Genomic DNA, 25728 nt, shown 5'->3' with positions numbered 1-25728 from the left:
ACCGTCTAACAAATAAGAAACATGGCTATGAATAAACAGAATATATCCTCCAAATTATCTGAAAATATATATTCCCAGATAAAACAGGTTCTTATCCAAGCGAGAGCCACAGTGTTGACAACAGTCAATACCGCGATGGTACAGGCTTACTGGCATGTAGGCAAGCTCATTGTCGAAGCCCAGGGCGGTGAAGAAAGAGCCGCATACGGCGATGAACTTCTGAAATCTATTTCCGTTCGTCTGACTAAGGAGTTTGGGAAAGGATTCGACGCATCCAATCTTAGGAATATGAGGATGTTTTACCTGTCATTCCCAAAATGTGACGCGCTGCGTCACGAATTGAGTTGGACTCATTATCGCGCTTTGATTAGAGTTTCAAACCCAAAAGCCAGGGAATATTACGCCAAGGAGGCCGCCGCCGGCAAATGGAGCACTCGCCAGCTCGAGCGTCAAATCGCCACACAATATTATGAGCGTCTGCTATCCACTCATCGCGATGAAACCGCTGTCGAAAGCCTTATAAAGAATAACCTTCCCGCCAAGCCAGAAAAATTCGATCCCCTGACGCTGGTACATGACCCGTTCATTCTCGAATTTATCGGAGCTAAGGAGGATGTAATCTGGCAGGAAAGCGAACTTGAAAGTGCGCTGATTTCACATCTTGAAGAATTCCTGTTGGAACTGGGCCGAGGCTTCGCATTTATGGGTCGACAGAAACGCATCACTATCGACGGTCAGCATTTCTACCCTGACCTTGTGTTTTACAATGTCCTGACGAGGAGTTACGTCATAATCGACTTGAAGATGAGACGGGTGGACTACAGCGATATAGGCCAGATGCAGCTTTATGTGAACTACTATAACAGAGAAGTCTGTCAGCCGGATGATAATCCAACCATCGGCATCATTCTCTGCTCTGAAAAGAACGATACGGTAGTGGAATATACATTAGGGGACCGCACGGATATCGGTGTGTTTTCTGCTAAGTATGATCTTATCATGCCTACTAAAGAGGAATTGAGCCGGGAAATAGAGCTTACAAGACAGAAATTCAAACTAATCAACGGTTGATGCCTTATGTATAACTTCGACTACCTTAAAGATATACCCGAACTCGCGCCGCTGCACGGGCTTTGCGACCTGTGCGAGCAGCGACAATATACGGATCCCGACTCGGCTGCCATCAATGCCCGAAAGGCTCTTGAATGGCTCGTCAAGGCTATATACAGGATGAAAGGTGTAGAGCCTGGAGAACGCACCGGACTTTTCCAACTCACCACTGCCGATGTATTCACCGACTTTATCGCAGACCCTGAACTGATGAAAGCAGTCCATTGGATTAGAAAAGTCGGGAACCTTGCCGCTCACGACGGCAAGGTGACACGCCGCGATGCCTTCTTCACAACGCTCAACCTCTACAATCTTGTGGGCGGAGTACTTCTCAAACTAAGAGTAATCGACACTCTCGTTCCGTTTGACGAATCGTTCCTGCCCACAACACGACAGCCGCGTCCGCGCATTCCGGTTGTCCGCGCGGAGCAGACACCCGAATCGTTTGCCGCCACAGTAGGGACGCGACATGTCGCGTCCGCACCCTCGATCCCCGTCACCCTTTCGTGGGGCGACATATCGGAGGCAGAGACTCGCCGCCGATTCATTGACCTGATGCTACGTGAAGCCGGATGGGAAGTACTTGAAGCGGAGGGAGAGGTAGTTGGCGGAAAAGCCTGCATCGAAATCGAAGTGGACGGTATGCCTAATGGTGCCGGAAAAGGTTATGCCGACTATGTGCTGTATGGCGACAACGGCAAACCGCTTGCCGTTATCGAAGCCAAGCGCACGAGCAAAGATCCCGTTGCCGGCAAACACCAGGCCGAACTCTACGCTGACAGCCTCGAACGGAAGCATGGCATACGCCCGGTGATTTACTACACTAACGGATTTGAAATTCACATCATCGACGGACTCGGCTATCTTGAGCGTCAGCTATTTGCGTTCCATACCAAGAAAGATCTCGAACTCATAATGTCGCGCCGTAAATCGCGGCGAGAGATCATTGATTTCACAGTAAAGGAGGAAATCTCCGACCGTTACTACCAGAAGCGGGCCGTCAAGAGCATGTGCGAATGGTTCAATGCCCGGCATCGCTGTGGACTGCTCGTCATGGCGACGGGTACCGGCAAGACCCGCACAGCCATCTCGCTCGTGGATGTTCTTCAGCGCAACAACTGGATTAAGAACACTCTATTTCTTGCCGACCGAACCTCGCTCGTCAATCAAGCCGCACGTAATTTCCAAAAGCTGCTCCCCAATTCGCCCACTACCATACTGAGCGACAAGACCACCGACGTTGACCCCAACGCCCGTATAACTTTTTCCACATATCAAACAATGATTAATTACGTCGACACCGACAATAAGCCTTACAGCGTCGGCAGATTTGACTTGATAATCATAGATGAGGCGCACCGCTCGGTGTTCGGCAAATTCGGCGACATATTCTGCTACTTCGATTCTTTGCTTGTGGGTCTGACAGCCACGCCACGCGACCAGGTCGATAAATCCACTTATGAGCTTCTCCACCTTGAAGGTGGCGAGCCGACCGACTACTACGAGTATGAAACCGCCATCGATGACAAATACCTTGTGCCTTATGAGGGTAAGATTAGAGGATCAAAGGTAGTGAATGAGGGCATCAAGTATGATGACCTGTCGGATGAAGAAAAGCAGCAACTCGAACAGGTATGGGAATATGAACAGGTCAACAAAGACCCCGGTGAAGAATACGTGCCCCGCGACATCCGCGAGCAGGAGATATACAATTATATCTACAATACCGACACAATAGACAAAATGCTTCAGGACCTGATGGAAAATGGCCTGAGGATTCACAGTGGCGAGACGATTGGCAAGACAATCATCTTCGCCATGAACTCCAGGACTGCCAAGCTCATTGTCGAACGGTTCAATATCCTCTATCCCCATTACGGCAATGGCTTTTGCGAGCAGATTGACTACTCGATTAACTACTGTCAGGATCTTATAGACAAATTCAGTCTCCGCGACTCAATGCCCCGTATTGCTGTCTCAGTAGATATGCTCGACACCGGCATCGACGTGCCCGACGTGCTTAACCTCGTTTTCTTCAAACGTGTGCGCTCGCGTATCAAGTTTATGCAGATGATAGGTCGCGGAACCCGCCTCAGTCCCGACATATTCGGCATGGGCCAAGATAAAGAGAAATTCTACATCTTCGACTGGGGCGGAAACTTCAAATACTTTGGCACCAATCCCAAGGAAGGCAAGACCATCAAGACAGTGTCGCTCACCGAACGGCTTTTCGGTGTACGCGCCGATATAGTTTGTGCACTGCAAGCAGCACAGTATCAGGCCGACGAGTTCGCCAAGGGCTTGCACGACGAACTGAAAGCCATGCTGAAAACCGACATCGCCCGCCTCAGCGACATGCACATCTCTGTGCGCTCGAAGTGGCCGACAGTCTGCAAGTTCCGCGACTCGGAGAGGTGGCAGTTTATATCGGAGGTCGATGTGCTTGACCTCAAAAACGAGATTGCGCCGCTGTTGCCTAAGTCGATGGAAAATGAGATGGCTAAGAAGTTTGACCTTCTCGCCCTATATGTGCAACTCGGCATGGTGGACGAAAATTTCGGGAGCGAGCGGCATGTCGCACAGATTACTAAAATTGTGGATGCACTGCGTGACCGCGCTTCCATCCCCGACATAAAGGCGAAGATGCCACTGCTCAATGAGGTTATGACCGTGGAGTTTTGGGACAACCGAACCCTCGCCTCCATCGAGAATATGCGCAAGGAGATACGCGACCTGCTGAAATACCTTGCTGGCGAAGCCGGAAAGACCTTTACGGTAAACATCGAGGATGATGTGACCGACGAGGGGGAGGCAGGGAGCATCAAAACCACCATGACCTACAAGCAGAAAGTGCTCGACTTCCTGACACAGAACCGTGACCTGCCTGTGCTGCAAAAGATACAGAACCTCGAAAAACTTACAGGCAGCGACATCAACGAACTGGAGCGCATCCTTTGGCAGGAACTCGGTACCAAGGAAGACTACGAGCGTTTTCTGAGCCGTGAGAATCTGACAGTCGATATTCCCGTGGCCGCATTTATACGCAAGGTGGTTGGCCTCGACCGTCAAAAAGCAATTTCGCTTTTCTCCGAATTTATCTCGGTCAATACGCTCACCGCAGCGCAGGAGGAATTTATCAATAATATACTGAACTACGTGTGCCAGAACGGAGACATGGAGAAGAAAGAGCTGCGCGACAACCGCTTATTCTTCGAGTCGCTGTTGGCGCACTTTCCCGACAAGGCCGGGCAAGTGGCTAAATTTGTCGCGCTGCTCCACGAAGTAATCACCGCCGCTTGATTATAAAATTCACCTATGGCAACAAACAAGTCATCCAACAACGCCCATTTGGCATTGAACGGCATACTGTAAGAAAATTCATCCTTGAATCCACAATCAAAGATGGTATGGTCACAGTGATTGAAATATCCGGTACAGTTTCGTTCATGTAAAATAAGCAGGAGCATTTAAAAATGATATTTTATTAAAAAATAAATATCTGTATTTGTCAGGCTTGACGATTTTATGTATTTTTGCAAAAGAATATAAATTTGTAATATATAATATATAGGGTAGCACAAATAATGATAAAAATGCAAGCTATGATATTTGCGGCCGGATTGGGCACGCGGCTCAAACCACTGACCGATACAAGGCCGAAGGCCCTCGTTAGTGTAGCCGGGCGCACGCTGTTGGAGCATACGGTAAGCAGGTTGAAAAAAGCCGGTGCCGGAAGAATCGTAGTCAATGTATATCATTTTGCTTCGCAGATAACCGGTTTTCTTGAAGAAAACAACAATTTCGGCCTTGACATCCGTGTCAGTGACGAGACGGCCGCGCTGCTTGATACAGGAGGCGGTATAAAGAAAGCCATACCGTTGTTCTTGCCTTCATTGCCAATATTGATACACAATGTGGACATACTGAGCAATGTTGACCTTGGTGCATTCTATGCAGGCAATATGGCTAACGAGGCCACTTTGCTGGTGAGCGGCCGTGTTACGACCCGCTATCTTCTTTTCGATGACGACATGCGGCTTGTGGGGTGGACTAACACTGCTACGGGCGAGGTGCGCAGCCCTTATGGTGGTGACGTCGTATGTCGTGCCCACCGTTATGCTTTCTCCGGTATACACATGTTATCTCCGCGTCTTTTCCCACTGTTCAGTGAATTTCCCGACAAGTTCGGCATAATCGATTTTTATTTGGGTGTATGTGACAAAGTTGAGATAAAAGGCTTTTTCATGGATGACTTGGAACTAATGGATGTTGGAAAAATCGAGACACTTGGAGAGGCAGAGAATTTTGCTTTGACGATAGATAAAACTGTATAAAAATGATTCAATATAATCTGGAGTAACGGAATAATCGGTTTTTAAACCTCAAATTTCTTTAACTCCCCTAACATTATAAAAAAAATATGCAACAGAAGATTATCATTCTCGACTTCGGATCACAGACCACACAGCTCATAGGCCGTCGTGTTCGCGAGTTGGACACTTTTTGCGAGATTCTTCCGTACAACAAGTTCCCAAAGGATGATCCGTCGGTGATAGGTGTAATCCTGAGCGGTTCTCCTTATTCGGTGCACGACCCGGAGGCTTTCAAAGTTGATTTGAGCCAGTTTGTGGGTCGCTTGCCGGTGCTTGGTATCTGCTACGGAGCACAGTTTATTTCCCATACGCTCGGCGGACGGGTGGAAAAAGCCGACTCTCGTGAGTATGGGCGTGCCCACTTGCAGAGTTTTGACAAGGAAAATCCACTGTTCAAGGAATTTGCTGACAATTCGCAGGTATGGATGAGTCATGGCGACACCATCACCGCTATTCCGGAAGGTTTCGAGTGCATCGCGTCGACCAACGATGTGAAATATGCAGCCTACGCCTCTAAGGAGAATCCGGTATGGGCCGTGCAGTTCCATCCAGAGGTGTTCCACTCGGTGCAGGGCACGCAGTTGCTCAAGAACTTTGTGGTGGACATCTGCGGTTCGAAGCAGGACTGGAGTGCAGCATCGTTTGTAGACACTACAGTGGCCGAGTTGAAGGCCCAGGTGGGTGATGACCGCGTAATCCTCGGACTGAGCGGTGGCGTAGACTCATCGGTGGCTGCCGTTTTGCTCAATCGTGCCATTGGCAATAATCTGACGTGCATCTTCGTTGACCATGGCATGTTGCGAAAGAATGAGTTTAGCGATGTTATGCACGATTATGAATGTCTTGGACTTAATGTAATAGGTGTTGATGCGAGTGAGAAATTCTTTGCAGATCTTGCCGGAGTGACCGATCCCGAGCAGAAGCGTAAGATAATAGGCCGTGACTTTGTAGAGGTTTTCAACGCTGAGGCACGTAAGATTACGGGGGCGAAATGGCTGGCACAGGGTACGATATACCCGGACCGTATCGAGTCGCTCAACATAACGGGCAAGGTCATAAAGAGCCATCACAACGTTGGCGGACTGCCCGAAGAAATGCATCTGCAACTATGCGAACCGCTCAAATGGCTCTTCAAGGACGAGGTGCGCCGTGTGGGTCGCCAGCTTGGCATGCCCGAGCACCTCATCACTCGCCATCCGTTCCCCGGACCGGGGCTTGCCGTGCGCATACTCGGTGACATCACCCGTGAGAAGGTGCGTGTGCTTCAGGATGCCGACGACATATACATCCGCGGACTGCGCGACTACAAGGTTCGTCTGTCGGGCGAGGAGGCACGCCGTGTGCTGGCCGCAGGTGTTCCCGCAGCGATGACTGACGGAGAGGTGGAAGTGTCGCTTTATGATCAGATTTGGCAGGCCGGTGCCGTTCTGTTGTCCACGGTGCGCTCTGTCGGAGTGATGGGCGACGAGCGTACATACGAGAATCCGGTTGCTTTGCGTGCCGTGACCAGTACCGATGCCATGACTGCCGACTGGGCACATTTGCCTTATGATTTTCTTGCAAAGGTGTCTAATGAGATTATCAACAAGGTGCGTGGAGTAAACCGCGTGTGCTACGACATATCGTCAAAACCGCCATCGACAATCGAGTGGGAGTAGGACAGGATTTACCCCAGTATTAATTCCGTTCCCTCCTTAATGAGGTGACGATATACATATACAGACCGTATCCGGATATTGCAATGATATCGGGATGCGGTCTTTCTTTATGAAGCAATCCAAGTGTACTGATGGTATACATGATGAACGAGAGTGGTAATTGTGAAGAAAATGAGGGGTGATGATACATATTGAAAAGGATATGTGACGAATAAGAAAAAACAAAGGAGGCTTTAATATCTATATTTGCATTACGAATTGTCAATCGAACCGGCATTTGCCAGACGTTAAAGCATGGCTGAAGGACCAGTTCTGATGTCAATCGGACGATATTAGGACTGTGAATCGTACAGAACAGGATTTGCTGCCGGGTTGTGAAGGATGGAACAAATGTAACACTAAAAATAAAAATGAAATGAATAGAAGAATATGTATGTTGGCTGTTGCCATGATGATGGCATCCGTGCATGTCATGGGACAGAAGGTGCATGTGAAGTTTTTCACTCCCGGCATAGTCCGTGTAACCAAAACCCCGGATAATAATTCCGTAGAAAGAAAGTCGCTTGTGGTGACAGCATCACCTGAGAATGTGAAGTTGAAGACGACAGCGAATGCCGGCCAGACAGTGTACAAGTCTGCAAAGCTCAATGTCACGGTGGATGATAAGTCGGGCCGGGTGGTGTTTGCCACTACCGACGGTACACCTCTTTTGACAGAGGGTGAGTATGCTTTTACTCCTATCGTGGATGGACCGGACAAAGGTTCATATAAGGTGAAGCAGTGTTTTGCGCTCGGTGCCGACGAGCCAATCTACGGCATCGGCATGATGCAGAATGGCAAGATGTCTTTGCGCGGCGAACATCGTAAGATGCAACAGTCCAATCTTGAAGATTTCGCTCATTTCTTTCAGAGTATAAAAGGTTATGGAATCTTTTGGGACAACTATTCACCGACCAGGATTGACGATAACAAGACATTGGAGTTGGAAAGTCAGGTAGGAGATGTTGTAGATTATTATTTTATGTATGGTGAAAATGCCGATGGAGTGATACGCGAAATGAGGCACCTTACGGGCAAGGTGCCTATGCTTCCGTTGTGGACATACGGATTTCATCAGAGCCGCGAACGTTACAAGACACAAAACGAGTTGCTTGAGGTGGTGCGCAAGTACCGTGAAATGAAGATACCCTTCGACGGAATAATTCAGGATTGGCAGTATTGGGGCTCAAATTACACATGGAATGCGATGGAGTTTGTCAACCCCGACTTCGACAGGGCACAGCAGATGATAGATGAGGTGCATGACAGGAATGCACACATAAGTATCAGCATATGGTCCAGCTTTGGCCCTCAGACCAAGCCGTTCAGGCAGCTCAAGGACAAGGGCCTGCTATTTTCGTTTGAGACATGGCCCGAATCAGGACTCACATCGTGGCCTCCGCGCAAGGACTATCCGTCGGGTGTTCGTGTGTACGACTGTTACAGTAGCGAAGCCCGCGACATATATTGGGAAAACCTGTCGCGCCTGCACAAGATGGGTATCGACGCGTGGTGGATGGACTCTACCGATCCGGACCACGTGAACTACAAGGAATCTGACCTTGACGAGAAATGCTCGGCAGGCTCTTACCGCTCGGTGCGCAACCTGTTTCCGTTCATGACCGTAGGTGGCGTGGATGAACATCAGCGTGCGGTGGACAGTGACAAGCGTGTGTTCATCCTTACCCGTTCCTATTTTGCCGGTCAGCAGCGTTATGGTGCAAACACGTGGAGCGGTGATGTTGGAAGTTCGTGGCAGTCGTTGCGTAATCAGGTCCCTCTCTGCCTAAACCACACTCTTACTGCAAATCCTAATGTGAACACCGACATTGGCGGATTCTTTGCCGGTTCGTACAATCGCCACTATCAGGATAATTCGGCTACCAGCAATCCTCAGTATCAGGAACTTTACGTGCGCTGGATGCAGTTCGGCCTGTTCTGTCCTATGATGAGAAGCCATGGTACGGATGTGTATCGTGAACTTTATTACTATGGCAAGGCGGGCGAGCCGGTATACGACGCCCTCGTTTCGGCCGTGAAGATGCGCTATCGTCTTTTACCTTATATATACAGCACAAGCTGGCAGGTGAGCAAGAATGACGATAGTTTTATGCGTGCATTGATGATGGACTTCAAGGATGACAAAAATACATGGAATATAGGGCGTCAGTTCATGTTCGGCCGCAGTCTGCTGGTATGTCCTGTGGTAGATCCGCTTTACACCAAGGAGAAGATTGTCAAGACCGACGAGAACTCGGGATGGAACAAGCAGAACAGCAACGACAACAACGGATGGCCTGCTGTAGACTGGAATGAGAATAGAACGTATGAGGTGTATCTGCCTGCCGGCACGCAGTGGTACGACTACTGGACAAATGCCAGACTGGACGGCGGACAGAATATAAAGGCCGACGCTCCCATTGCCCGTTCGCCGTTATATGTCAAGGCCGGTAGCATTCTGCCTATTGGGCAGGATCTTCAGTATGTCAACGAGAAAGCGTGGGACAACATCACCCTGCGCGTATATCCCGGTGCTAATGCTTCGTTTACACTCTACGAGGACGAGGGCGACAACTATAACTATCAAAAGGGACAGTACACCGAGATTCCGATGACGTGGAGCGACAAGTCGCGCATGCTGACTATCGGTTCACGCCGTGGGGCATATCCCGGCATGCTGGCCAGTCGCACGTTCACTGTGACCACTCCGGACGGAAAGACAAAGAATGTGAAGTACACCGGCAAGAAGGTTTCGGTGAAGATGTAGTTTTTTTAAGAGGCTGTTGCATAGCTTGCAATTATGGCAATAGTCGCTTTCTGCGGTCGCTCGGGGCTTAAAGCCAAAGTCATTATTGTCAATACGTTATGCCGTTACGGCTTTGCCGGAATCAGATGTTATTGACATCACTCGATAAAGTCAATAACATTATAGAATAAAATTAATAAGATTTGAAAGTGATGTCAATGACATCAGATTCCGTCCGGGTCGCCATCTGTTAAAAACAAAGGCGTCAAAGGAGCAGAGGGACATTCCCGTCCAACTCCTTTGGCGTCTTGTTTGTTTAGAAGCATTTGTCTTTAACTCTTGAGCGACAGCAGGAAGCGACAATTCCCGTTAACTCCTTTAACTCCTAAAACAACTTTTTATACTTCATGTCAATAGCTTTGTACAAGCGTTCCGATGAGTTGTTCCAGTGCTCCATCAGTCCGAGTGGCTTCTCAATTGGTTTGCCGTCGCGCTTGTATATCGTACCGCTGGGAGGGTCGGGGATGGTGGCCGCCTCGCGGAGATATTCGTCACAATAGTTCAAACTGCCGAATTCGGGCCATTCGCCTATTATTATGTCCATGGCCACGGCATCGGCAGCCAGTGCGTCCTGTGATGCGATGATGGAGCAGGCCCAGTCGTTACAGAATGGCTCTTTCTGCCATTTGGGATGCGGTGCTCCGTTGACATCGCGCGAACCGTAAGTACCGTCAATAAGGAACAGCAGGCATTTTCCGCCCATGTCCGGATGTGATATGAAGTCTACAAAAGTCTTGTATCCTGGTTTGCCGTGACGTTTGTCCTGACTTACGTTGTTGTGTGCGTTTTTGCGCCATTGCAGGGCTATGTCAGTGGCGCCATACCAGTTTTTGCCCGTCAGCGTCACACCTGGGCCGGAATGTGTCTTCAGCAAAGCGCTGTTTATGACGTAGTCGGCATCGGCTATGCACTTGGCTATGCCGCGCGCCATCTTGCCGTTGTCCACCGAATATGTTATTCGTTTGGCATAATATTCGCATTTCTGCCGTCCATTGCCTCCGATGTTGTCTATGAATACCACTTCGGGAAATTCACGGTGTATCTTGTCATAGATGCTGTCAGTTATTGCACGGCTCGGTTCGCATACGATTATGTCGGCCGGCCGCACACCGCCGTCGTTGACGAGTGATCTGACGAGGGCAAGGGTTACGAATGGCGACGAATTGAGGTCGATTGTGTCGTGATGCGTAATGGCGTTGTTCATGTTCAGCTTCACGGCAATCTTCTCGCCTTTGCGGTATTTCCGGCTACCTTTGCCGTGGCGCTTGTTGAAGTCGCGGAACATGGCCGCCCAGCCTTTTGCAGCGTCCGTCCTGCCACCGACCAGAGCTATGGTCTCGCGTATCATGGCGTCGGCTTTCTCTTGGTCGTTCCATCGGTCTTCAACCCATAGTCCGGACAGTCCGTCCCATTGGGCCACTCCGGGTGAATGTACCCAGGCTACGCGTCCGGGAACAGCACCTTGTGCCTTGCCGAGTGGCTCGTTGGGTGCTACAAACAGTTTGGGTCTTATAGGTTCCTGACCGACTACTGAAATGCTTGTGGCAGACAAAAAAGCCATGCCCAGAGCGGTAATCATGGCCTTATGCTTCAGACGGATCATTATTTCTCTTTCAGCAGGTCACGTATCTCAGCGAGCAGTTTCTCTTCAGCGGATGGTTTGGGTGATGCCGGAGGAGCTGTGGTTGCGGCTTTGTCTTTGGTCTCCTTTTTGGTAAGACGGTTGATTCCTTTCACAAGCATGAACACGCAGAAAGCTATGATGATGAAGTCGAAGACGGTCTGCATGAAGTTTCCGTAGTTCACTGTTACAGGTTCGAGTTTCTCAATGCCTGGCAAATTGACTTCCGGCAGTGTGAATTTGAGATCGGTGAATTTGACTCCACCGATGAACCATCCTATTGGAGGCATGATGATGTCGTTGACCACTGATGTTACTATTTTGCCGAAAGCACCTCCTATGATTACGCCGACTGCCATATCGACGGCGTTGCCTTTTACGGCGAACTCTTTAAATTCGTTGATGAATTTACTCATGGTTTCGTTTTTTATATATTTTAATACTGTTTTACGCTGCAAATATAGATTTTTTTTCGTAACTTTGCGCCCGAAAATAGAAAAAATATGCTGCAAGGCATCATTATTTTGGATATTCATTACTCAAAAGAGGGTGTTCTCGCAACTTTTATTCTAAATTTTTAAAATACAGATATTAAACCCTTTTAAAATAAAAAAGTAATTATGATTAAGATTGGTATTAACGGATTTGGCCGTATCGGTCGTTTCGTATTCCGCGCAGCTCAGACTCGCGACGACATTCAGGTTGTAGGTATCAATGACCTCTGCCCTGTAGACTATCTGGCTTATATGCTGAAGTATGACACAATGCACGGTGCTTTCGATGGCACAATCGAGGCAGATGTGGAGAACAGCAAGCTGATTGTTAACGGTAAGGAAATCCGTGTTACTGCAGAGCGTAACCCCGCTGACCTGAAGTGGAACGAGGTTGAGGCTGAATATGTTGTTGAGTCAACAGGTCTGTTCCTGACACAGGAGAAGGCTCAGGCTCACATCGAGGCCGGTGCCAAGTACGTAGTTATGTCAGCTCCTTCAAAGGACGCTACTCCTATGTTCGTTTGCGGCGTAAACTTCGACAAGTACGAGAAGGGTACACAGTTCGTTTCTAACGCATCTTGCACAACAAACTGCTTGGCTCCTATCGCTAAGGTTCTGAACGACAAGTTCGGTATCACCGACGGTCTTATGACAACTGTTCACTCTACAACTGCTACACAGAAGACTGTTGACGGTCCGTCACTGAAGGATTGGCGCGGTGGCCGTGCTGCTTCCGGCAACATCATCCCCTCTTCAACAGGTGCTGCCAAGGCTGTAGGTAAGGTTATCCCTGAACTGAACGGCAAGCTGACAGGTATGTCTATGCGCGTTCCCACTTTGGACGTTTCTGTAGTAGACTTGACTGTAAATCTGGCTAAGCCCGCTACATACGCTGAGATTTGCGCAGCTATGAAGGAGGCTTCTGAGGGTGAGCTGAAGGGTGTACTGGGATATACAGAGGACGCTGTTGTTTCTTCTGACTTCTTGGGCGACACACGCACTTCTATCTTCGACGCCAAGGCAGGTATCGCTCTTACCGACACATTCGTAAAGGTTGTGTCTTGGTATGACAATGAGATAGGTTACTCTAACAAGGTGCTTGAGCTCATTGCACACATGAAGAAGGTTAACGGCTAATCAACATTTTAGCTGTTAAAGCGATAAAAACAGGCCGTCCTGCATTGCAGGATGGCTTTTTTTTATTATTTTTGCCGACAAATGTTTTTTATTCAGACCTGTTAAAAGTATTCTGTATACAAAAAATGGATAAGATGATAACCATACTCGGTCCGACAGCGAGTGGTAAGACAGCGTTGGCCGCCGCGTTAGCCGATAGACTTGGATGTGAGATAATAAGTGCCGACTCACGTCAGGTATATCGTCGGATGGATATTGGTACAGGTAAAGATTTGTCTGATTATGCCGTTGATGGTCGGCAGATACCATATTATCTGATAGACATAGCCGAGCCAGGGACACGGTATAACCTGTTTCAGTACCAGCGTGACTTCCGTTTGGCTTATGATGCCATAGTGTCTCGGGGACGGAGGCCTATACTTTGCGGCGGTACAGGATTGTATATAGAAGCTGTGCTTAAGGGATACCGTCTGGCACCGGTTCCGGAGAACAAAGAATTGAGGGCACGTTTGGAGGGTAAAACTTTGGCTGAACTGACTGCTATGCTGATGGACCTGAAATGCCGTAATGGTTCCACAATGCACAACAAGACTGATGTCGACACGGCAAAACGGGCCATAAGGGCAATAGAAATAGAGATATTCAGTGGTGATAATCCTGCTGCTGAGTCCGATACTCCACCGACAGACTCTATAATAATAGGTATAGATGTTGAGCGTGAAGAGCGTCGTCACCGTATCACAGACCGTCTTTGCCGACGTCTTGAAGGTGGCTTGGTTGATGAGATAAGGGCCTTATTGGATAGTGGTATTGCTGCTGACGACCTGATATATTATGGTCTTGAGTATAAATTTGTGACTGAATATGTCATAGGTCGTATCACATATGAGGAAATGTTTCGTTTGCTTGAAATAGCCATACATCAGTTTTCCAAGCGGCAGATGACATGGTTCAGGGGGATGGAGCGACGTGGCTTTACGATACATTGGATAGATGCAATGCTGCCGATGGAAGAAAAGGTTGCCGAGATATTGAAAATAGACCGTAACAAATAAAGCATGAAGGTTTACATTCTGGAATTTAAATCTTAAATCGTCAAATTAAAATGGCTATAGAAACATCAAGATGGGGCGTGCTCTATTGTCCCAAGTCAGGCTTCAGCCGCGGACGCAAGCAGTGGGCCAAAATAAAGCGTGCACTTGATGCACGTGGGGTGCTTTATGATTTTGTTCAAAGCGAAAATGAAGACAGTGTGGAACGGTTGATGCGCATGCTTGTCAACAACGGTTACAATACAATTATTGTGGCCGGTGGAGATTCGGCACTTAATGATGCTGTTAATTGTCTTATGAACGTTGAGAAGCAGGTGAGAGACCGGGTTGTGCTTGGCGTTATTCCCAACGGTGTTGTAAACGACTTTGCCCGTTTTTGGAATTTTAAAGAGAGTGACGTGCAGCAGACGGTGGATTGGCTTATAAAACGCCGTGTGAGGAAAGTGGATTTGGGATGTGTAAGATATACTAACAAAAGAGGAGAAAAGTGTCACAGGTATTTCCTCAATTGTATCAATATAGGACTTATTGCCGACATTATGAATCTGCGCCGTCAGACACGCAGTCTTCTCGGTTCGCGTACGTTGTCATTTGCCGTATCGTTGCTGCTTATGTTTTTTCACCGTCTTGACTATAAGATGCAACTGAAGATAAATTCGGAGGTGGTGAAACGCCGTGTGATGAATGTATGTGTGGGCAGCGGACCTGGGTATGGGCAGACTCCCAATGCCGTACCATATAATGGCATGGTGGATGTGTCGGTGGTTTATAGTCCTAAAATAATACAATTGTTTGTCGGCATATGGCTGTTGTTTACAGGACGTTTTCTGAGCCATCATAGCGTGCATGCTTACCGTACCGACGAAGTGCATGTGATTGAAGCCAAGCATGCCATGTTGGGAATAGACGGACGGCTGATGTCCACTCCAGTAGGATCATATTGGATAAATGTGGATAAGGAGGTTATAAACTTCCTTATTCCAGATTGAAATATTATCATAATCTGCTGACTGATGCCCGGTTGAAGTAATCGGGCATTATCCCATTTCTGAAATGTTTCGCAGTTTTTCGTCGTCGATAATCTTTATTTTCTTACCATCAATGGCTATGATGTTTTCTTGGGCGAATGACGACAGTGTGCGTATGGCATTGCTTGTAGTCATATTTGACAAGTTGGCCAGGTCTTCACGGCTCATTGATATGTCAAGCGTCAGTGTGTCTTTGTTTACTCCGTATTTTTCTTTAAGTGACAACAGCGATTCGGCTAATCGTGCTCTTATGTGTTTCTGTGTCAGATTGACAGTGCGCACATCTGCTATTCCGAGCATGGTTGACAGTTGTTTGATGAAGTATATGGCCAATGCCGTGTTTCTGACAATAAGCTTTTTGATTACATTTATTGGTATCATGCAAATTACAGAGTCTTCAAAGGCTGAGGCCGCATTGAGATATTTTTCTCCTGCGAAAGCAGCTCTAAAACCGAAGAGCCCTTTGCGGTTGATCAGTCTGATTATCTGATCACGTCCTCCTACACCGTCCATGTGTATTTTTACTTTTCCTTTCAGAAGACACATTAGGAATTGAGGATATTCGTTTGTCTGATATATGATTTCGTTTTTATGTAAACATGTTATTCTGATATTTTCCATCAGATATTCCTGTTCGGTAGGTGAGAGTAGCTCCCATAGCTCCGATATGGATTCTATGATGTTCCGTTTATCAAAATCTTCCTTTGTAGCCATTCGCTTCCATGATTGTTATCATTGCAAAATTACAATTTTTGCACTTATTTCTTTTATTTTCATGATTAAATGTATTCTACAGTCCTAAAAATAATCGTTTTTCATCAAATATTTCTCCATTTATTTTGCCATAATCACGAATTTTCTTAACTTTGGAAATCATTTGCGAGATTGTCTTTTATAAGACGGTTGAGCTTACCTTAAAAAGAATGCAACTAATGAATCAAAAACCTTAATATAGGAACTATGAGTTATTTACGATTTGAAAAAGCTGTAATGACCAACTTGGAGGAGTCACTTCGTCGTGAATTGCTACGTACAAACCGCTCAGGCGCATATTCCTGCTCAACATTGGCAGATTGTAATACGCGCAAGTATCATGGCTTGTTGGTTGTTCCTGTTCCTGAGATTGATGATGACAATCACGTCCTGCTTTCTTCGCTCGACGTCACAGTCATTCAGCATGGAGCCGAGTTCAATCTCGGCCTTCATAAATATCAGGGCAACAATTTCAGTCCTAATGGGCATAAGTACATTCGTGAGTTTGACTGCGACAAGGTGCCTACCACCCTCTATCGTGTTGGTGGAGTATTGTTAAAGAAAGAAGTGGTGTTCCAACACTACGAAGACCGTATCCTGATTCGTTATACACTTGTTGACGCACATTCGGCTACGACACTTCGATTCCGTCCGTTTCTCGCTTTCCGCAGTGTGCGCCAGTTTACGCATGAAAATTCGACTGCCAGTCGGGAGTATTATCCGATAGACAATGGTATCAAGACATGCATGTATGCCGGCTATCCTGATCTGTACATGCAGTTCAGCAAGAAGAACGAGTTTGTATTCCATCCCGATTGGTATCGTGGTGTGGAATATCCGAAAGAACAGGAACGAGGGTACGCTTCTAATGAAGACCTTTACGTGCCGGGGTATTTCGAGATGCCTATCAAGAAAGGTGAGAGCATCGTGTTTTCTGCATCGACATCATCGATACGTACAGGTGGATTGAAAAAACTTTTTGATGAAGAAGTGGAAGAACGCTCTCCCCGAGATAATTTCTTTCATTGCTTGGTAAACGCAGCACATCAGTTTCACAAGCATGAGAAGAACGACGACCGTTATCTGCTATCCGGATACCCGTGGTTTAAAAGCCGTGCCCGTGACACCTTCGTATCGTTGCCGGGACTTACGCTTGCCATTGATGAGCAAGATTATTTTGAACTGGTGATGAAAACAGCCGAGAAGGGACTTCGGGAGTTTATGGAGGAGAACCCCCTCACAGTGAAGATATATGAGATAGAACAGCCGGATGTGCCGTTATGGGCTGTTTGGGCTATCCAACAGTATGCCAAGCATGTAGGTAATGCGAGATGTATTGAGATGTATGGCAAGTTGTTGCAAGACATAGTCAAGTACATTATAGACGGCAGACATCCTAATCTGCGTCTTGACGACAATGGTTTGCTATATACCAATGGCCGTGATAAAGCCGTGACGTGGATGAACTCTACGGCCAACGGACGTCCGGTAGTTCCACGTACGGGATATATCGTCGAGTTTAATGCCTTGTGGTATAATGCCATCAAGTTCTGTGCCGCATTGGCTCAAGAGACCGGTGACACGGATTTTGCCAGTGATTTGGAAAGACGTGCCGAACTATGCAAGGAGTCTTTTGTGAAGACCTTCCTCAACGAATATGGTTATCTGCTTGATTACGTCGACGGTTACATGATGGACTGGAGTGTTCGTCCCAATATGATATTTGCCGTGGCGTTCGATTATTCTCCGCTTAATCAGGAACAGAAGAAGGGCGTGCTTGATGTATGTACGCGCGAGCTTCTTACCCCAAAGGGATTGCGCTCACTGTCGCCCAAGAGCGGCGGTTACAACCCTATGTATGTAGGTCCGCAGACACAGCGTGACTATGCTTATCATCAGGGGACAGCATGGCCATGGCTGGGTGGTTTCTACATGGAGGCTTGTCTGAAACTGTACAAACGTACGCGTCTTCGTTTCATTGAGCGCCAGATGGTGGGATATGAAGACGAGATGAACTACCATGCACTTGGCACAATCTCTGAATTGTTTGACGGCAATCCGCCATTCCACGGGCGTGGAGGAATGTCGTTCGCAATGAATGTGGCCGAGATTCTGCGCACTCTTAAACTATTGGAAAAATATACATATCAGAAATAAGAGGAGGACAAGACGATGAAAGTACTAATGTTTGGTTGGGAGTATCCTCCTCATGTATATGGTGGACTTGCTACTGCCAATTACGGAATAACAGAAGGTCTGCACGCACAGGGTGACCTTGACATCACATTGTGTCTGCCTAAGCCGTGGGGTGACGAAGACCGGAGAGCTGCCAATATTGTCGCCATGAACTCAGTACCTATTGCATGGCGTGATGTGGAGTATGAATATGTGAAGAGTCGTATCGGGCATGTTATGTCTCCGGATTACTATTACAGGTTGCGTGACAATATATATGCTGACTTTAATTATATGCATGTCAACGATCTCGGATGTATGGAGTTTGCCGGAGGGTATCCGTCGAATCTGCATGAGGAGATCAACAACTATTCAATAATAGCCGGTGTAGTGGCCCGTACCGAAGAGTTTGACATAATCCATGCCCATGACTGGCTTACTTATCCGGCCGGCATACATGCCAAGCTGGTGAGTGGCAAACCGCTTTGTATACATGTGCATGCCACCGACTTTGACCGTAGTCGCGGTAAGGTAAATCCGACGGTATATTCGATAGAGAAAAACGGAATGGACAATGCTGACTGTATAATGTGTGTGAGCGAACTCACCCGACAGACAGTCATCAACCAGTACCATCAGGATCCACGCAAGTGCTTTACAGTTCACAATGCCGTATATCCGCTTAAGCAGGAATATGATGAGATACAGCGTCCGGATCATACGGGCAAGGAAAAGGTGGTTACTTTCCTTGGGCGAATCACAATGCAGAAAGGTCCCGAATATTTTGTCGAGGCTGCCAGTATGGTGCTTCACCGCACACGTAACGTCCGTTTCTGTATGGCCGGTTCCGGCGATATGATGAATGCAATGATTCAGCTTGCTGCAGAACGTGGCATTGCCGACCGTTTCCACTTCCCGGGATTCATGCGTGGCAAGCAGGTTTACGAATGTCTGAAAGATTCGGATGTTTATGTGATGCCTTCTGTAAGCGAGCCGTTCGGGATATCACCGTTGGAAGCTATGCAGTGCGGCACACCGTCCATCATATCCAAGCAGAGCGGATGTGCCGAGATTTTGAACAACTGTATCAAGGTGGACTACTGGGATATTCATGCCATGGCAGATGCCATATATTCTATCTGTGCCAACGACAGCCTGTTCAATTATCTGAAAGAAGAAGGTAAGCGCGAGGTGGACCAAATCACTTGGGAGAAAGTTGGTCTTTGGATTCGCGAACTATACGAGCGCACACTTGGTTGGAGATAGTCAATGAAACTGATTGTGGGCTTAAAGTGAATAAGTCAGATTGGTTCAATAAAACAATATAAAATCAAACGACAATGAAAACAATATGTTTATATTTTGAGATACATCAGATAACCCATCTCAAGAGATACCGTTTCTTTGACATCGGTACTGATCATTATTATTATGACGACTACGAGAATGAGCGTAGTATCTGTGACATAGCCGAACGTTCGTATATGCCGGCACTCAGTGTTCTGGAAGACATGATACGTACCAACGGCAATTACTTCAAAGTCGCATTTTCTTTATCAGGTGTTGGCATAGAGCAATTGGAGATGCACGCACCTCAGGTTCTTGAAAAGTTGCAGAAGCTCAACGAGACCGGCTGTGTGGAATTTCTTGCAGAACCTTATTCACACGGACTGTCGTCTCTGGTCAATGAAGAGACTTTTGCTGCCGATGTGAAGAAGCAGTGTGAGAAAATAGAAGAGTATTTCGGGAAGAGGCCTGCCGTATTGCGCAACTCATCACTTATTTACAGTGACGACATAGGCGGACAGGTGGCAGCCATGGGATTCAAAGGTATGCTCACAGAAGGGGCCAAACATGTACTCGGATGGAAATCGTCACATTATGTGTACAATTGCAACATTGCTCCCGAACTCAAGTTGCTGTTGCGTGATGTAGAACTCAGTGACGACATCTCGTTGCGTTTCGGCAACAGTGACTGGCCCGGCTATCCGCTCTTTGCCGATACATACATCAATCGTATAGCATCATTGCCGGAGAACGAGCAAATCATAAATATCTTTATGGAGCTGTCGGCGCTTGGCATAGCACAGCCGCTATCGTCAAACATCCTTGAATTCATGAGAGCTTTGCCGGCTTGCGCCAAAGAGAAAGGTATAATTTTCTCCACTCCTACGGAAATCTGCAAGATGACACATAGTGTGGGCGCTCTTGATGTGCCCGACACATTGTCGTGGGTGGACGAAGAGCGTGATGTAAGTTGTTGGCTTGGAAATGCCATGCAGAGAGAGGCATTCAACAAACTGTACAGCGTGGCCGACCGTGTTCGGATAGCCAATGACCCGCGGGTGAATCAGGACTGGGATTATCTGCAGGCAAGCAATAATTTCCGCTTCATGACCACCAAGCCTTCAAACGTAGGACTTGACCGTGGCATATACAGCGATCCGTTTGACGCTTTTACAAACTATATGAACATTCTCGGTGACTTCATCAATCGTGTAAACAGTCTTTATCCTGAAGAGATAGACAATGAGGAGCTCAACAGCCTTCTCACCACGATAAAAAATCAGGGAGACGAGATTGAGATGAAGGATAAAGAGATAAGCCGCCTGAAAACAAAGTTGGAGAAGATTCAGATGGCAGAAGAGAAGCTGAAAGCAGAGAAACCGACAGCCAAGAAGACTGCAAGCAAGAAAACATCTGCGACAAAAAAGACAACGGCAAAGCCGGAAAAAGAGGCATAGACAAATATGTCTGAAGATAATTTCGGCTTATGAAAAGCTATATAAAGAAGTGGAGACCGGTACAATTTGCCGGTCTCCACTTCTTTATTTTTCCATTTATAAATATCTTTACTTTAACATGTGTTAAGCGGTATCGTACCGGCATTTTTCAATCAACTCCCCGAAAATCGCGATTTTTTCTTCAAATAGAGAGCGCTGATAATCAGCATGTTACAACAATGAGGCTTTGTAAAGAAAGCAGAGAGGGCCTTTTCGCATTGCAATAAGGCCGTTATTGCATTGCGACAACGGCCTTATTGCAATGCGAAAAGGCCGTTGCGGGAGTGTCGGGAGGCCCTTACGGCAGGAAAACAGTGCCAAAAACACGTGTAAAGAAAGCAGAGAAGGTCTTACGGCTTTTCTATTTCGAGAAAAAAGAAAAGTTAAATTTTCAGAATAAACAGGACAATATGATAGAATGTGATTTCTTTTTCGAACAAAAAGTACGGGCGTTTCCGTTTTTTCTCCGATTCATTGCTCATGCCTTGATAGCCATGGCGTATTCATTTTGCGCATGGAAAACAAAACTTTTTCTGCATTTGAATAACATTTCTTCAAAGTTTATTCGTATATTTGCAGATATACTTTGTATTATCATATTTATGAAAAATAAGCTACTGACATTACTTTTGGCTATATTTACATGCAACGGCATTGTCTTGGCACAGCCATATTGCGATGTGCATACTTTCACATTGAGGGACGGGCTTCCCGCGGGTAACATATCCCGCATAATACAAACCGATAACGGTTTGATGTGGTTTTCCACGTGGAACGGACTATGCTGCTATGACGGCTATCGCTTCACCACATTCCGCAACCAGCCGGGAGTGAACGAAATATTTACGACCAACAGAATATTTCTCATTAAGCCAAGTTCTACCGGTGATATCTGGTGCTGCACTTACGACAGGCATGTCTATCTGTTCGACACCCGTCAGTGCCGTTTCATCAATGTCAGTGAAATTATAAGCCGCAAATACGGCAATGCTATCGTGGCACGCAATATATATTCGCTGCCTAACGGACATACGTGGATAGTGAGCAACGACAGCGGTCCGAACTATCGGATAAATGATATTGACGTAAAACATGGTAACGGCATAGAACAGTATGGCGGAGGAAGTTCCGGCCACGGTTCGGTAGGTGTGAAAAAGATTGAACTTGACGACAGCGGGCGTGAGTGGATATTCAGCGACAAGGGAGTGATGCTGTTTGACGGAAAGTTTGATTGTGACATACCGTTTGAGTATATAGGACAGTTGGGAAAGAGCGTTATGTTTGCATCGGTAGACGGTAAAGTATATGTATATACAGGTAGAGACAGGCCGCGTCAGATAACAATGCCGGCAGGAGTGAACGTAATAAACGGTATGACGAAACTGAGCGACACGCAGATGCTTTTTGCCACAAATATAGGCGTTGTGAGATATGATATATCCTTGAATGCCCTTTATACCTATTCCGTACAGACACCGGGCCAGCCGTCAACAATGGTCAAGGAAGTTTTTGTAGACCATAAGCAACGTATTTGGGCATATACAGACAGTGACGGTGCCGTGATGATAGACACCCGTAGTAACGACGGCAACATGTCGGTACGCTGGCTGACGGCACAGGCCGACGATGCTCTGCGGCAGACTACATGCAGCAAGCCTTTCTTTCACGAAGATAAGTACGGCACGGTGTGGATTGTGCCGTCGGGGGGGACATTCGCCTATTACGACGAAACCTTAAGACAGCTGAAGCCATGCGTGCTGATGTCTGACTATGGTATGAGTGCATGTCTGCCCAGAATAGAGAAGTTTTTTATTGACAGCGGCAAAAATCTTTGGTTCACTGGTACTCGTGACATAAATTTGGTTAATTTCAGATATCATCATTTCAAATATACCCCTGTATTGCCCAATCAGGATGTACGTTCATTGCTTATTGACAGCCGCGGCCGTACATGGGCCGGAACTTATAGTGGCCAGCTCGCCGTGTTCGATGCCGACCGCCGGCTGCTTGGCTACATCGATCGTAACGGCGCTTTACAGAAAGACAAGACGGAATTTTCAAACCGTATATACGCTCTTCGTGAGGACAATAAGGGACGTGTCTGGATAGGAACTAAAGGTGACGGTCTTTATGTTCTTGGCAAGGACGGTAATATAGAGCATTATGTCAGCACAACGGACAACTATTCGCTGAGCCATGACGACATATATGACATCGATGTGGACAATCGCGGACGTGTGTGGGTCGTTTCTTTCGAGGGCGGACTCAACCTTGTCGACGAGCGCGGTGGAAAGATGCGTTTCATAAACTGTCGCAACGAGATGAAACAATATCCCGACAGCCTGTTTTTCAGAAAGATACGTCGTGTCACTCATGACAAGAAAGGAGACATTATACTTTCTACGAGTAGCGGTCTGGTGACTTTTGCCGGCAATTTCAGCAGTCCTGATAAAATAGGATTTTACATAAGCCGTCATGTTCCTGACGATACGGCCAGTCTGACGGCCAATGATGTGATGCAGACATTGGTGACACGTAGTGGCAGGATAATTGTGGTGACGATGGGGGGAAGTGTGCAGGAAATGGTCTCTGAAGATGTATTGGGAGAGAATCTGAAATTTCGCAATCTTACGGATATGCGTAAGAACGAGAGTATAGTACAGTCGTTGGCGGAAGACAACAACGGTAATATATGGATAATTCGTGAGGGCAGCATTGAACAGTACAGTCCGTCCACGGGCACGCTGTCGCAGTATGGCCCGGACAACATAGGATATGATGTGGAGATGTCGGAGGCCAAGCCGGTGCACAATCCTGCGACTGACGTCATATCGGTGGCTGTATGGGGAGGTTTCATCAGTTTCAATACCAACGACCTCAAGAAAAGCAGCCATCGCCCCGGAATTGTTTTTACCGGTGTGCTTTGGCAAGGTGACAACGAACCGGAGCCGATACTGAACAAGGAAGTACTTGAAGTGCCGTCGCATCGCCGTAATCTTACAGTATATTTCGCGGCTCTTGAGTATTCGGACAAGTATCTTGTGAAATACGCCTATAAACTCGACGGAACAGATGACAAATGGAACTATTTGGGGCAGACTAACAGTGCTTCGTTCAACTATCTGCCGGCCGGCCGCTACAAACTGTTGGTAAAAAGCACTAACAGCGACGGTATATGGGTGGACAATGTCACAGGGCTCGATATATACGTGCATCCCACATTTTGGGAAACCGGTTGGGCAAAACTCCTGTATGCTCTGTTGGTAGTATGCATGATATGTCTGGCCGTATATATATATAATCTTCGCACAAGGGCGGCAATGGAGCGTGAACTGAATGATATGAAGACACGGTTTTTCACGGAGATAAGTCACAAACTTCGTACGCCGCTGACCTTGATTGGCGCACCGGTTACGGAGGTGCTCCGCACAAGCAGTCTTACCGAGTCGGCACGCAGACATCTGGAGATGGTGGAGCGTAATGCTTTGCAGATGCTTGAACTTGTCAACAAGATGCTTAAGTACAGTATGGAGCGCCGTGTGACCTTATCGGATGACCATATCGTGAAAGATACGACAAAAACGGGAGACGGTATCGTTTCCGGGAAATCGGAGCCGAAGACCGATATTCTGTCAGGTGTTTCTCAGATTGCCAATGATTCCATGTGGACTGCCGAATCCAATATATCCAATGAAGCCATAGGTAAGGTGGAACATCGTACGCCGAGCGAGAAACTTCTCGTCGTAGAGGACAATGATGATTTGCGTAGCTTTCTTGTGAGCATATTGCAGAGCGACTATCATGTTCTTCAGGCCGAGAATGGCCGTCGCGGACTGGAGATAGCCGAGACCGAGATGCCCGACTTTATAATCACAGATGTTATGATGCCTGAGATGGACGGCCTGGAAATGGTGCGGCACATCAAGTGCAACAACGATATCTGTCATATACCTATCATCGTTCTTTCCGCCAAGGCATCGCTTGAAGACCGTCTGAACGGGCTTGATGCCGGTATCGACGATTACATAACCAAGCCGTTCAGTGCGCTGTATCTTAAGTCGCGTGTGAGCAATATCATACGCCAGCGCCATCTGCTCCAACAGGCATATGTGGAGCAGATAAAGCCGGAGGACAATCGTACCTACAAACTCGAGACCCCGCAGATTGTCGATGCAGACACAGAGATGATGAAGCGTCTTTTGGGTTATCTGGAAGAGCATATCAGTGACCCGTCAATGAAGATTGAAGACCTTGCAGATGCTGTGAATCTTGGTCGTTCGGTGTTTTATGGCAAAATAAAGAGTATAGTGGGTATGACGCCGGTGGATTTTGTTCGCCACATCCGTATGCAGCGGGCTGAAGAACTTATATCAAAGAGCACATATCCGTTCTCTCAGATAGCTTATATGGTAGGTTTTTCGGATCCTAAGTATTTTAGTAAGTGCTTTAAAAAAGAGACAGGAATGACACCGTCAGAGTATCGTGACAAGACGAACTGAAAACGATTTGAACTGAAAACGGTTTGAATAGAAAACTATTGATGGATCTGTTTCTGTTTTATATGGCAGGGACATAAATCTTGTTTTTGTCCGTGATATTAAGTTATTCAACAAAGTTAAACTACATTTTGTCCGGACATAGAAAGCAGGGCGCGTTATGTCCGTACGATAATGTAGTTTAACTTTGTTGACTAACTTAT

General features: G+C 47.1%; 15 protein-coding genes. 12 read left to right on the top strand and 3 right to left on the bottom strand.

Going from position 1 to position 25728, the window contains the following annotated elements; genetic code table 11:
• The first annotated feature begins 21 nt into the window (after window positions 1-21).
• From HPS55_RS02310 to HPS55_RS02290, 5 genes are all read left to right on the top strand, one after another.
• Complete coding sequence (locus tag HPS55_RS02310) at window positions 22-1071, top strand: PDDEXK nuclease domain-containing protein (protein WP_216653125.1); 1050 nt, start codon at window positions 22-24, stop codon at window positions 1069-1071.
• A gap of 6 nt (window positions 1072-1077) precedes the next feature.
• Window positions 1078-4410 carry a DEAD/DEAH box helicase family protein gene (locus tag HPS55_RS02305; RefSeq protein WP_172176789.1) on the top strand — a complete coding sequence of 1111 codons (3333 nt, stop codon included), beginning with the start codon at window positions 1078-1080 and terminating at the stop codon, window positions 4408-4410.
• A 293-nt stretch (window positions 4411-4703) separates the two neighbouring features.
• The gene (locus HPS55_RS02300) at window positions 4704-5444 is read left to right on the top strand and encodes a sugar phosphate nucleotidyltransferase (RefSeq protein ID WP_172176910.1); all 741 of its coding nucleotides are present in this window, start codon (window positions 4704-4706) and stop codon (window positions 5442-5444) included.
• Between the two features lie 86 nt (window positions 5445-5530).
• On the top strand, window positions 5531-7141 hold the full coding sequence (gene guaA / locus HPS55_RS02295; RefSeq protein ID WP_172176787.1) for a glutamine-hydrolyzing GMP synthase: 1611 nt from the start codon (window positions 5531-5533) through the stop codon (window positions 7139-7141).
• 415 nt (window positions 7142-7556) lie between these two features.
• Window positions 7557-9947, top strand: coding sequence for a glycoside hydrolase family 31 protein (locus tag HPS55_RS02290; RefSeq protein ID WP_172176785.1), 2391 nt, complete (start codon window positions 7557-7559; stop codon window positions 9945-9947).
• Between the two features lie 364 nt (window positions 9948-10311).
• On the opposite strand, the gene HPS55_RS02285 is transcribed toward HPS55_RS02290, so the two are convergent.
• Together HPS55_RS02285 and mscL are read right to left on the bottom strand one after the other, a co-directional pair.
• Window positions 10312-11589, bottom strand: coding sequence for a DUF362 domain-containing protein (locus HPS55_RS02285; RefSeq protein WP_172176783.1), 1278 nt, complete (start codon window positions 11587-11589; stop codon window positions 10312-10314).
• A complete protein-coding gene (mscL, locus tag HPS55_RS02280) occupies window positions 11589-12023 on the bottom strand; it encodes a large-conductance mechanosensitive channel protein MscL (protein WP_172176781.1) in 435 nt (144 codons plus the stop codon). The genes HPS55_RS02285 and mscL overlap by 1 nt, the downstream gene beginning before the upstream one ends.
• 204 nt (window positions 12024-12227) lie before the next feature.
• Here mscL and gap point away from each other — a divergent pair, with 204 nt between their 5' ends.
• The 3 genes from gap to HPS55_RS02265 all read left to right on the top strand — a co-directional run bounded on the left by gap (window position 12228) and on the right by HPS55_RS02265 (window position 15279).
• Window positions 12228-13238, top strand: a complete 1011-nt coding sequence (gene gap, locus HPS55_RS02275; protein ID WP_172176779.1) for a type I glyceraldehyde-3-phosphate dehydrogenase — start codon at window positions 12228-12230, stop codon at window positions 13236-13238.
• Window positions 13239-13363: 125 nt separating this feature from the next.
• Window positions 13364-14293 carry a tRNA (adenosine(37)-N6)-dimethylallyltransferase MiaA gene (gene miaA, locus HPS55_RS02270; protein WP_172176777.1) on the top strand — a complete coding sequence of 310 codons (930 nt, stop codon included), beginning with the start codon at window positions 13364-13366 and terminating at the stop codon, window positions 14291-14293.
• Window positions 14294-14343: 50 nt separating this feature from the next.
• Entirely contained in the window at window positions 14344-15279 is a 936-nt protein-coding gene (locus HPS55_RS02265) for a diacylglycerol/lipid kinase family protein (protein WP_172176775.1), read from the top strand.
• A 48-nt stretch (window positions 15280-15327) separates the two neighbouring features.
• Here the strand turns inward: HPS55_RS02265 and HPS55_RS02260 are convergent, their stop codons facing one another.
• Complete coding sequence (locus tag HPS55_RS02260; RefSeq protein WP_172176773.1) at window positions 15328-16032, bottom strand: Crp/Fnr family transcriptional regulator; 705 nt, start codon at window positions 16030-16032, stop codon at window positions 15328-15330.
• Window positions 16033-16278: 246 nt separating this feature from the next.
• On the opposite strand from HPS55_RS02260, the gene HPS55_RS02255 reads away from it, so the two are divergent.
• From HPS55_RS02255 to HPS55_RS02240, 4 genes are all read left to right on the top strand, one after another.
• Complete coding sequence (locus HPS55_RS02255) at window positions 16279-18228, top strand: glycogen debranching enzyme N-terminal domain-containing protein (RefSeq protein WP_172176771.1); 1950 nt, start codon at window positions 16279-16281, stop codon at window positions 18226-18228.
• A gap of 15 nt (window positions 18229-18243) precedes the next feature.
• A complete protein-coding gene (locus tag HPS55_RS02250) occupies window positions 18244-19512 on the top strand; it encodes a glycosyltransferase family 4 protein (RefSeq protein WP_172176769.1) in 1269 nt (422 codons plus the stop codon).
• A 74-nt stretch (window positions 19513-19586) separates the two neighbouring features.
• Window positions 19587-20990 carry a glycoside hydrolase family 57 protein gene (locus HPS55_RS02245; protein ID WP_172176767.1) on the top strand — a complete coding sequence of 468 codons (1404 nt, stop codon included), beginning with the start codon at window positions 19587-19589 and terminating at the stop codon, window positions 20988-20990.
• 641 nt (window positions 20991-21631) lie between these two features.
• Window positions 21632-25528: a response regulator gene (locus tag HPS55_RS02240; protein ID WP_172176765.1), complete on the top strand. Its 3897-nt coding sequence runs from the start codon at window positions 21632-21634 to the stop codon at window positions 25526-25528.
• Window positions 25529-25728: the final 200 nt, after the last annotated feature.

It is taken from the genome of Xylanibacter rodentium (assembly GCF_013166575.1).
Classification (GTDB): Bacteria; Bacteroidota; Bacteroidia; order Bacteroidales; family Bacteroidaceae; genus Prevotella; species Prevotella rodentium.
This window is presented reverse-complemented; position numbering and strand designations above follow the sequence as displayed.

Bases quoted from the DNA above. Each gene is read 5' to 3' on its own strand.
- HPS55_RS02290 (WP_172176785.1), top strand. From the start codon at position 7,557: ATGAATAGAAGAATATGTATGTTGGCTGTTGCCATGATGATGGCATCC.
- mscL (WP_172176781.1), bottom strand. From the start codon at position 12,023: ATGAGTAAATTCATCAACGAATTTAAAGAGTTCGCCGTAAAAGGCAAC.
- HPS55_RS02240 (WP_172176765.1), top strand. From the start codon at position 21,632: ATGAAAAATAAGCTACTGACATTACTTTTGGCTATATTTACATGCAAC.
- HPS55_RS02285 (WP_172176783.1), bottom strand. From the start codon at position 11,589: ATGATCCGTCTGAAGCATAAGGCCATGATTACCGCTCTGGGCATGGCT.
- miaA (WP_172176777.1), top strand. From the start codon at position 13,364: ATGGATAAGATGATAACCATACTCGGTCCGACAGCGAGTGGTAAGACA.
- guaA (WP_172176787.1), top strand. From the start codon at position 5,531: ATGCAACAGAAGATTATCATTCTCGACTTCGGATCACAGACCACACAG.
- HPS55_RS02305 (WP_172176789.1), top strand. From the start codon at position 1,078: ATGTATAACTTCGACTACCTTAAAGATATACCCGAACTCGCGCCGCTG.
- HPS55_RS02310 (WP_216653125.1), top strand. From the start codon at position 22: ATGGCTATGAATAAACAGAATATATCCTCCAAATTATCTGAAAATATA.
- HPS55_RS02260 (WP_172176773.1), bottom strand. From the start codon at position 16,032: ATGGCTACAAAGGAAGATTTTGATAAACGGAACATCATAGAATCCATA.
- HPS55_RS02250 (WP_172176769.1), top strand. From the start codon at position 18,244: ATGAAAGTACTAATGTTTGGTTGGGAGTATCCTCCTCATGTATATGGT.
- gap (WP_172176779.1), top strand. From the start codon at position 12,228: ATGATTAAGATTGGTATTAACGGATTTGGCCGTATCGGTCGTTTCGTA.
- HPS55_RS02265 (WP_172176775.1), top strand. From the start codon at position 14,344: ATGGCTATAGAAACATCAAGATGGGGCGTGCTCTATTGTCCCAAGTCA.
- HPS55_RS02255 (WP_172176771.1), top strand. From the start codon at position 16,279: ATGAGTTATTTACGATTTGAAAAAGCTGTAATGACCAACTTGGAGGAG.
- HPS55_RS02300 (WP_172176910.1), top strand. From the start codon at position 4,704: ATGCAAGCTATGATATTTGCGGCCGGATTGGGCACGCGGCTCAAACCA.
- HPS55_RS02245 (WP_172176767.1), top strand. From the start codon at position 19,587: ATGAAAACAATATGTTTATATTTTGAGATACATCAGATAACCCATCTC.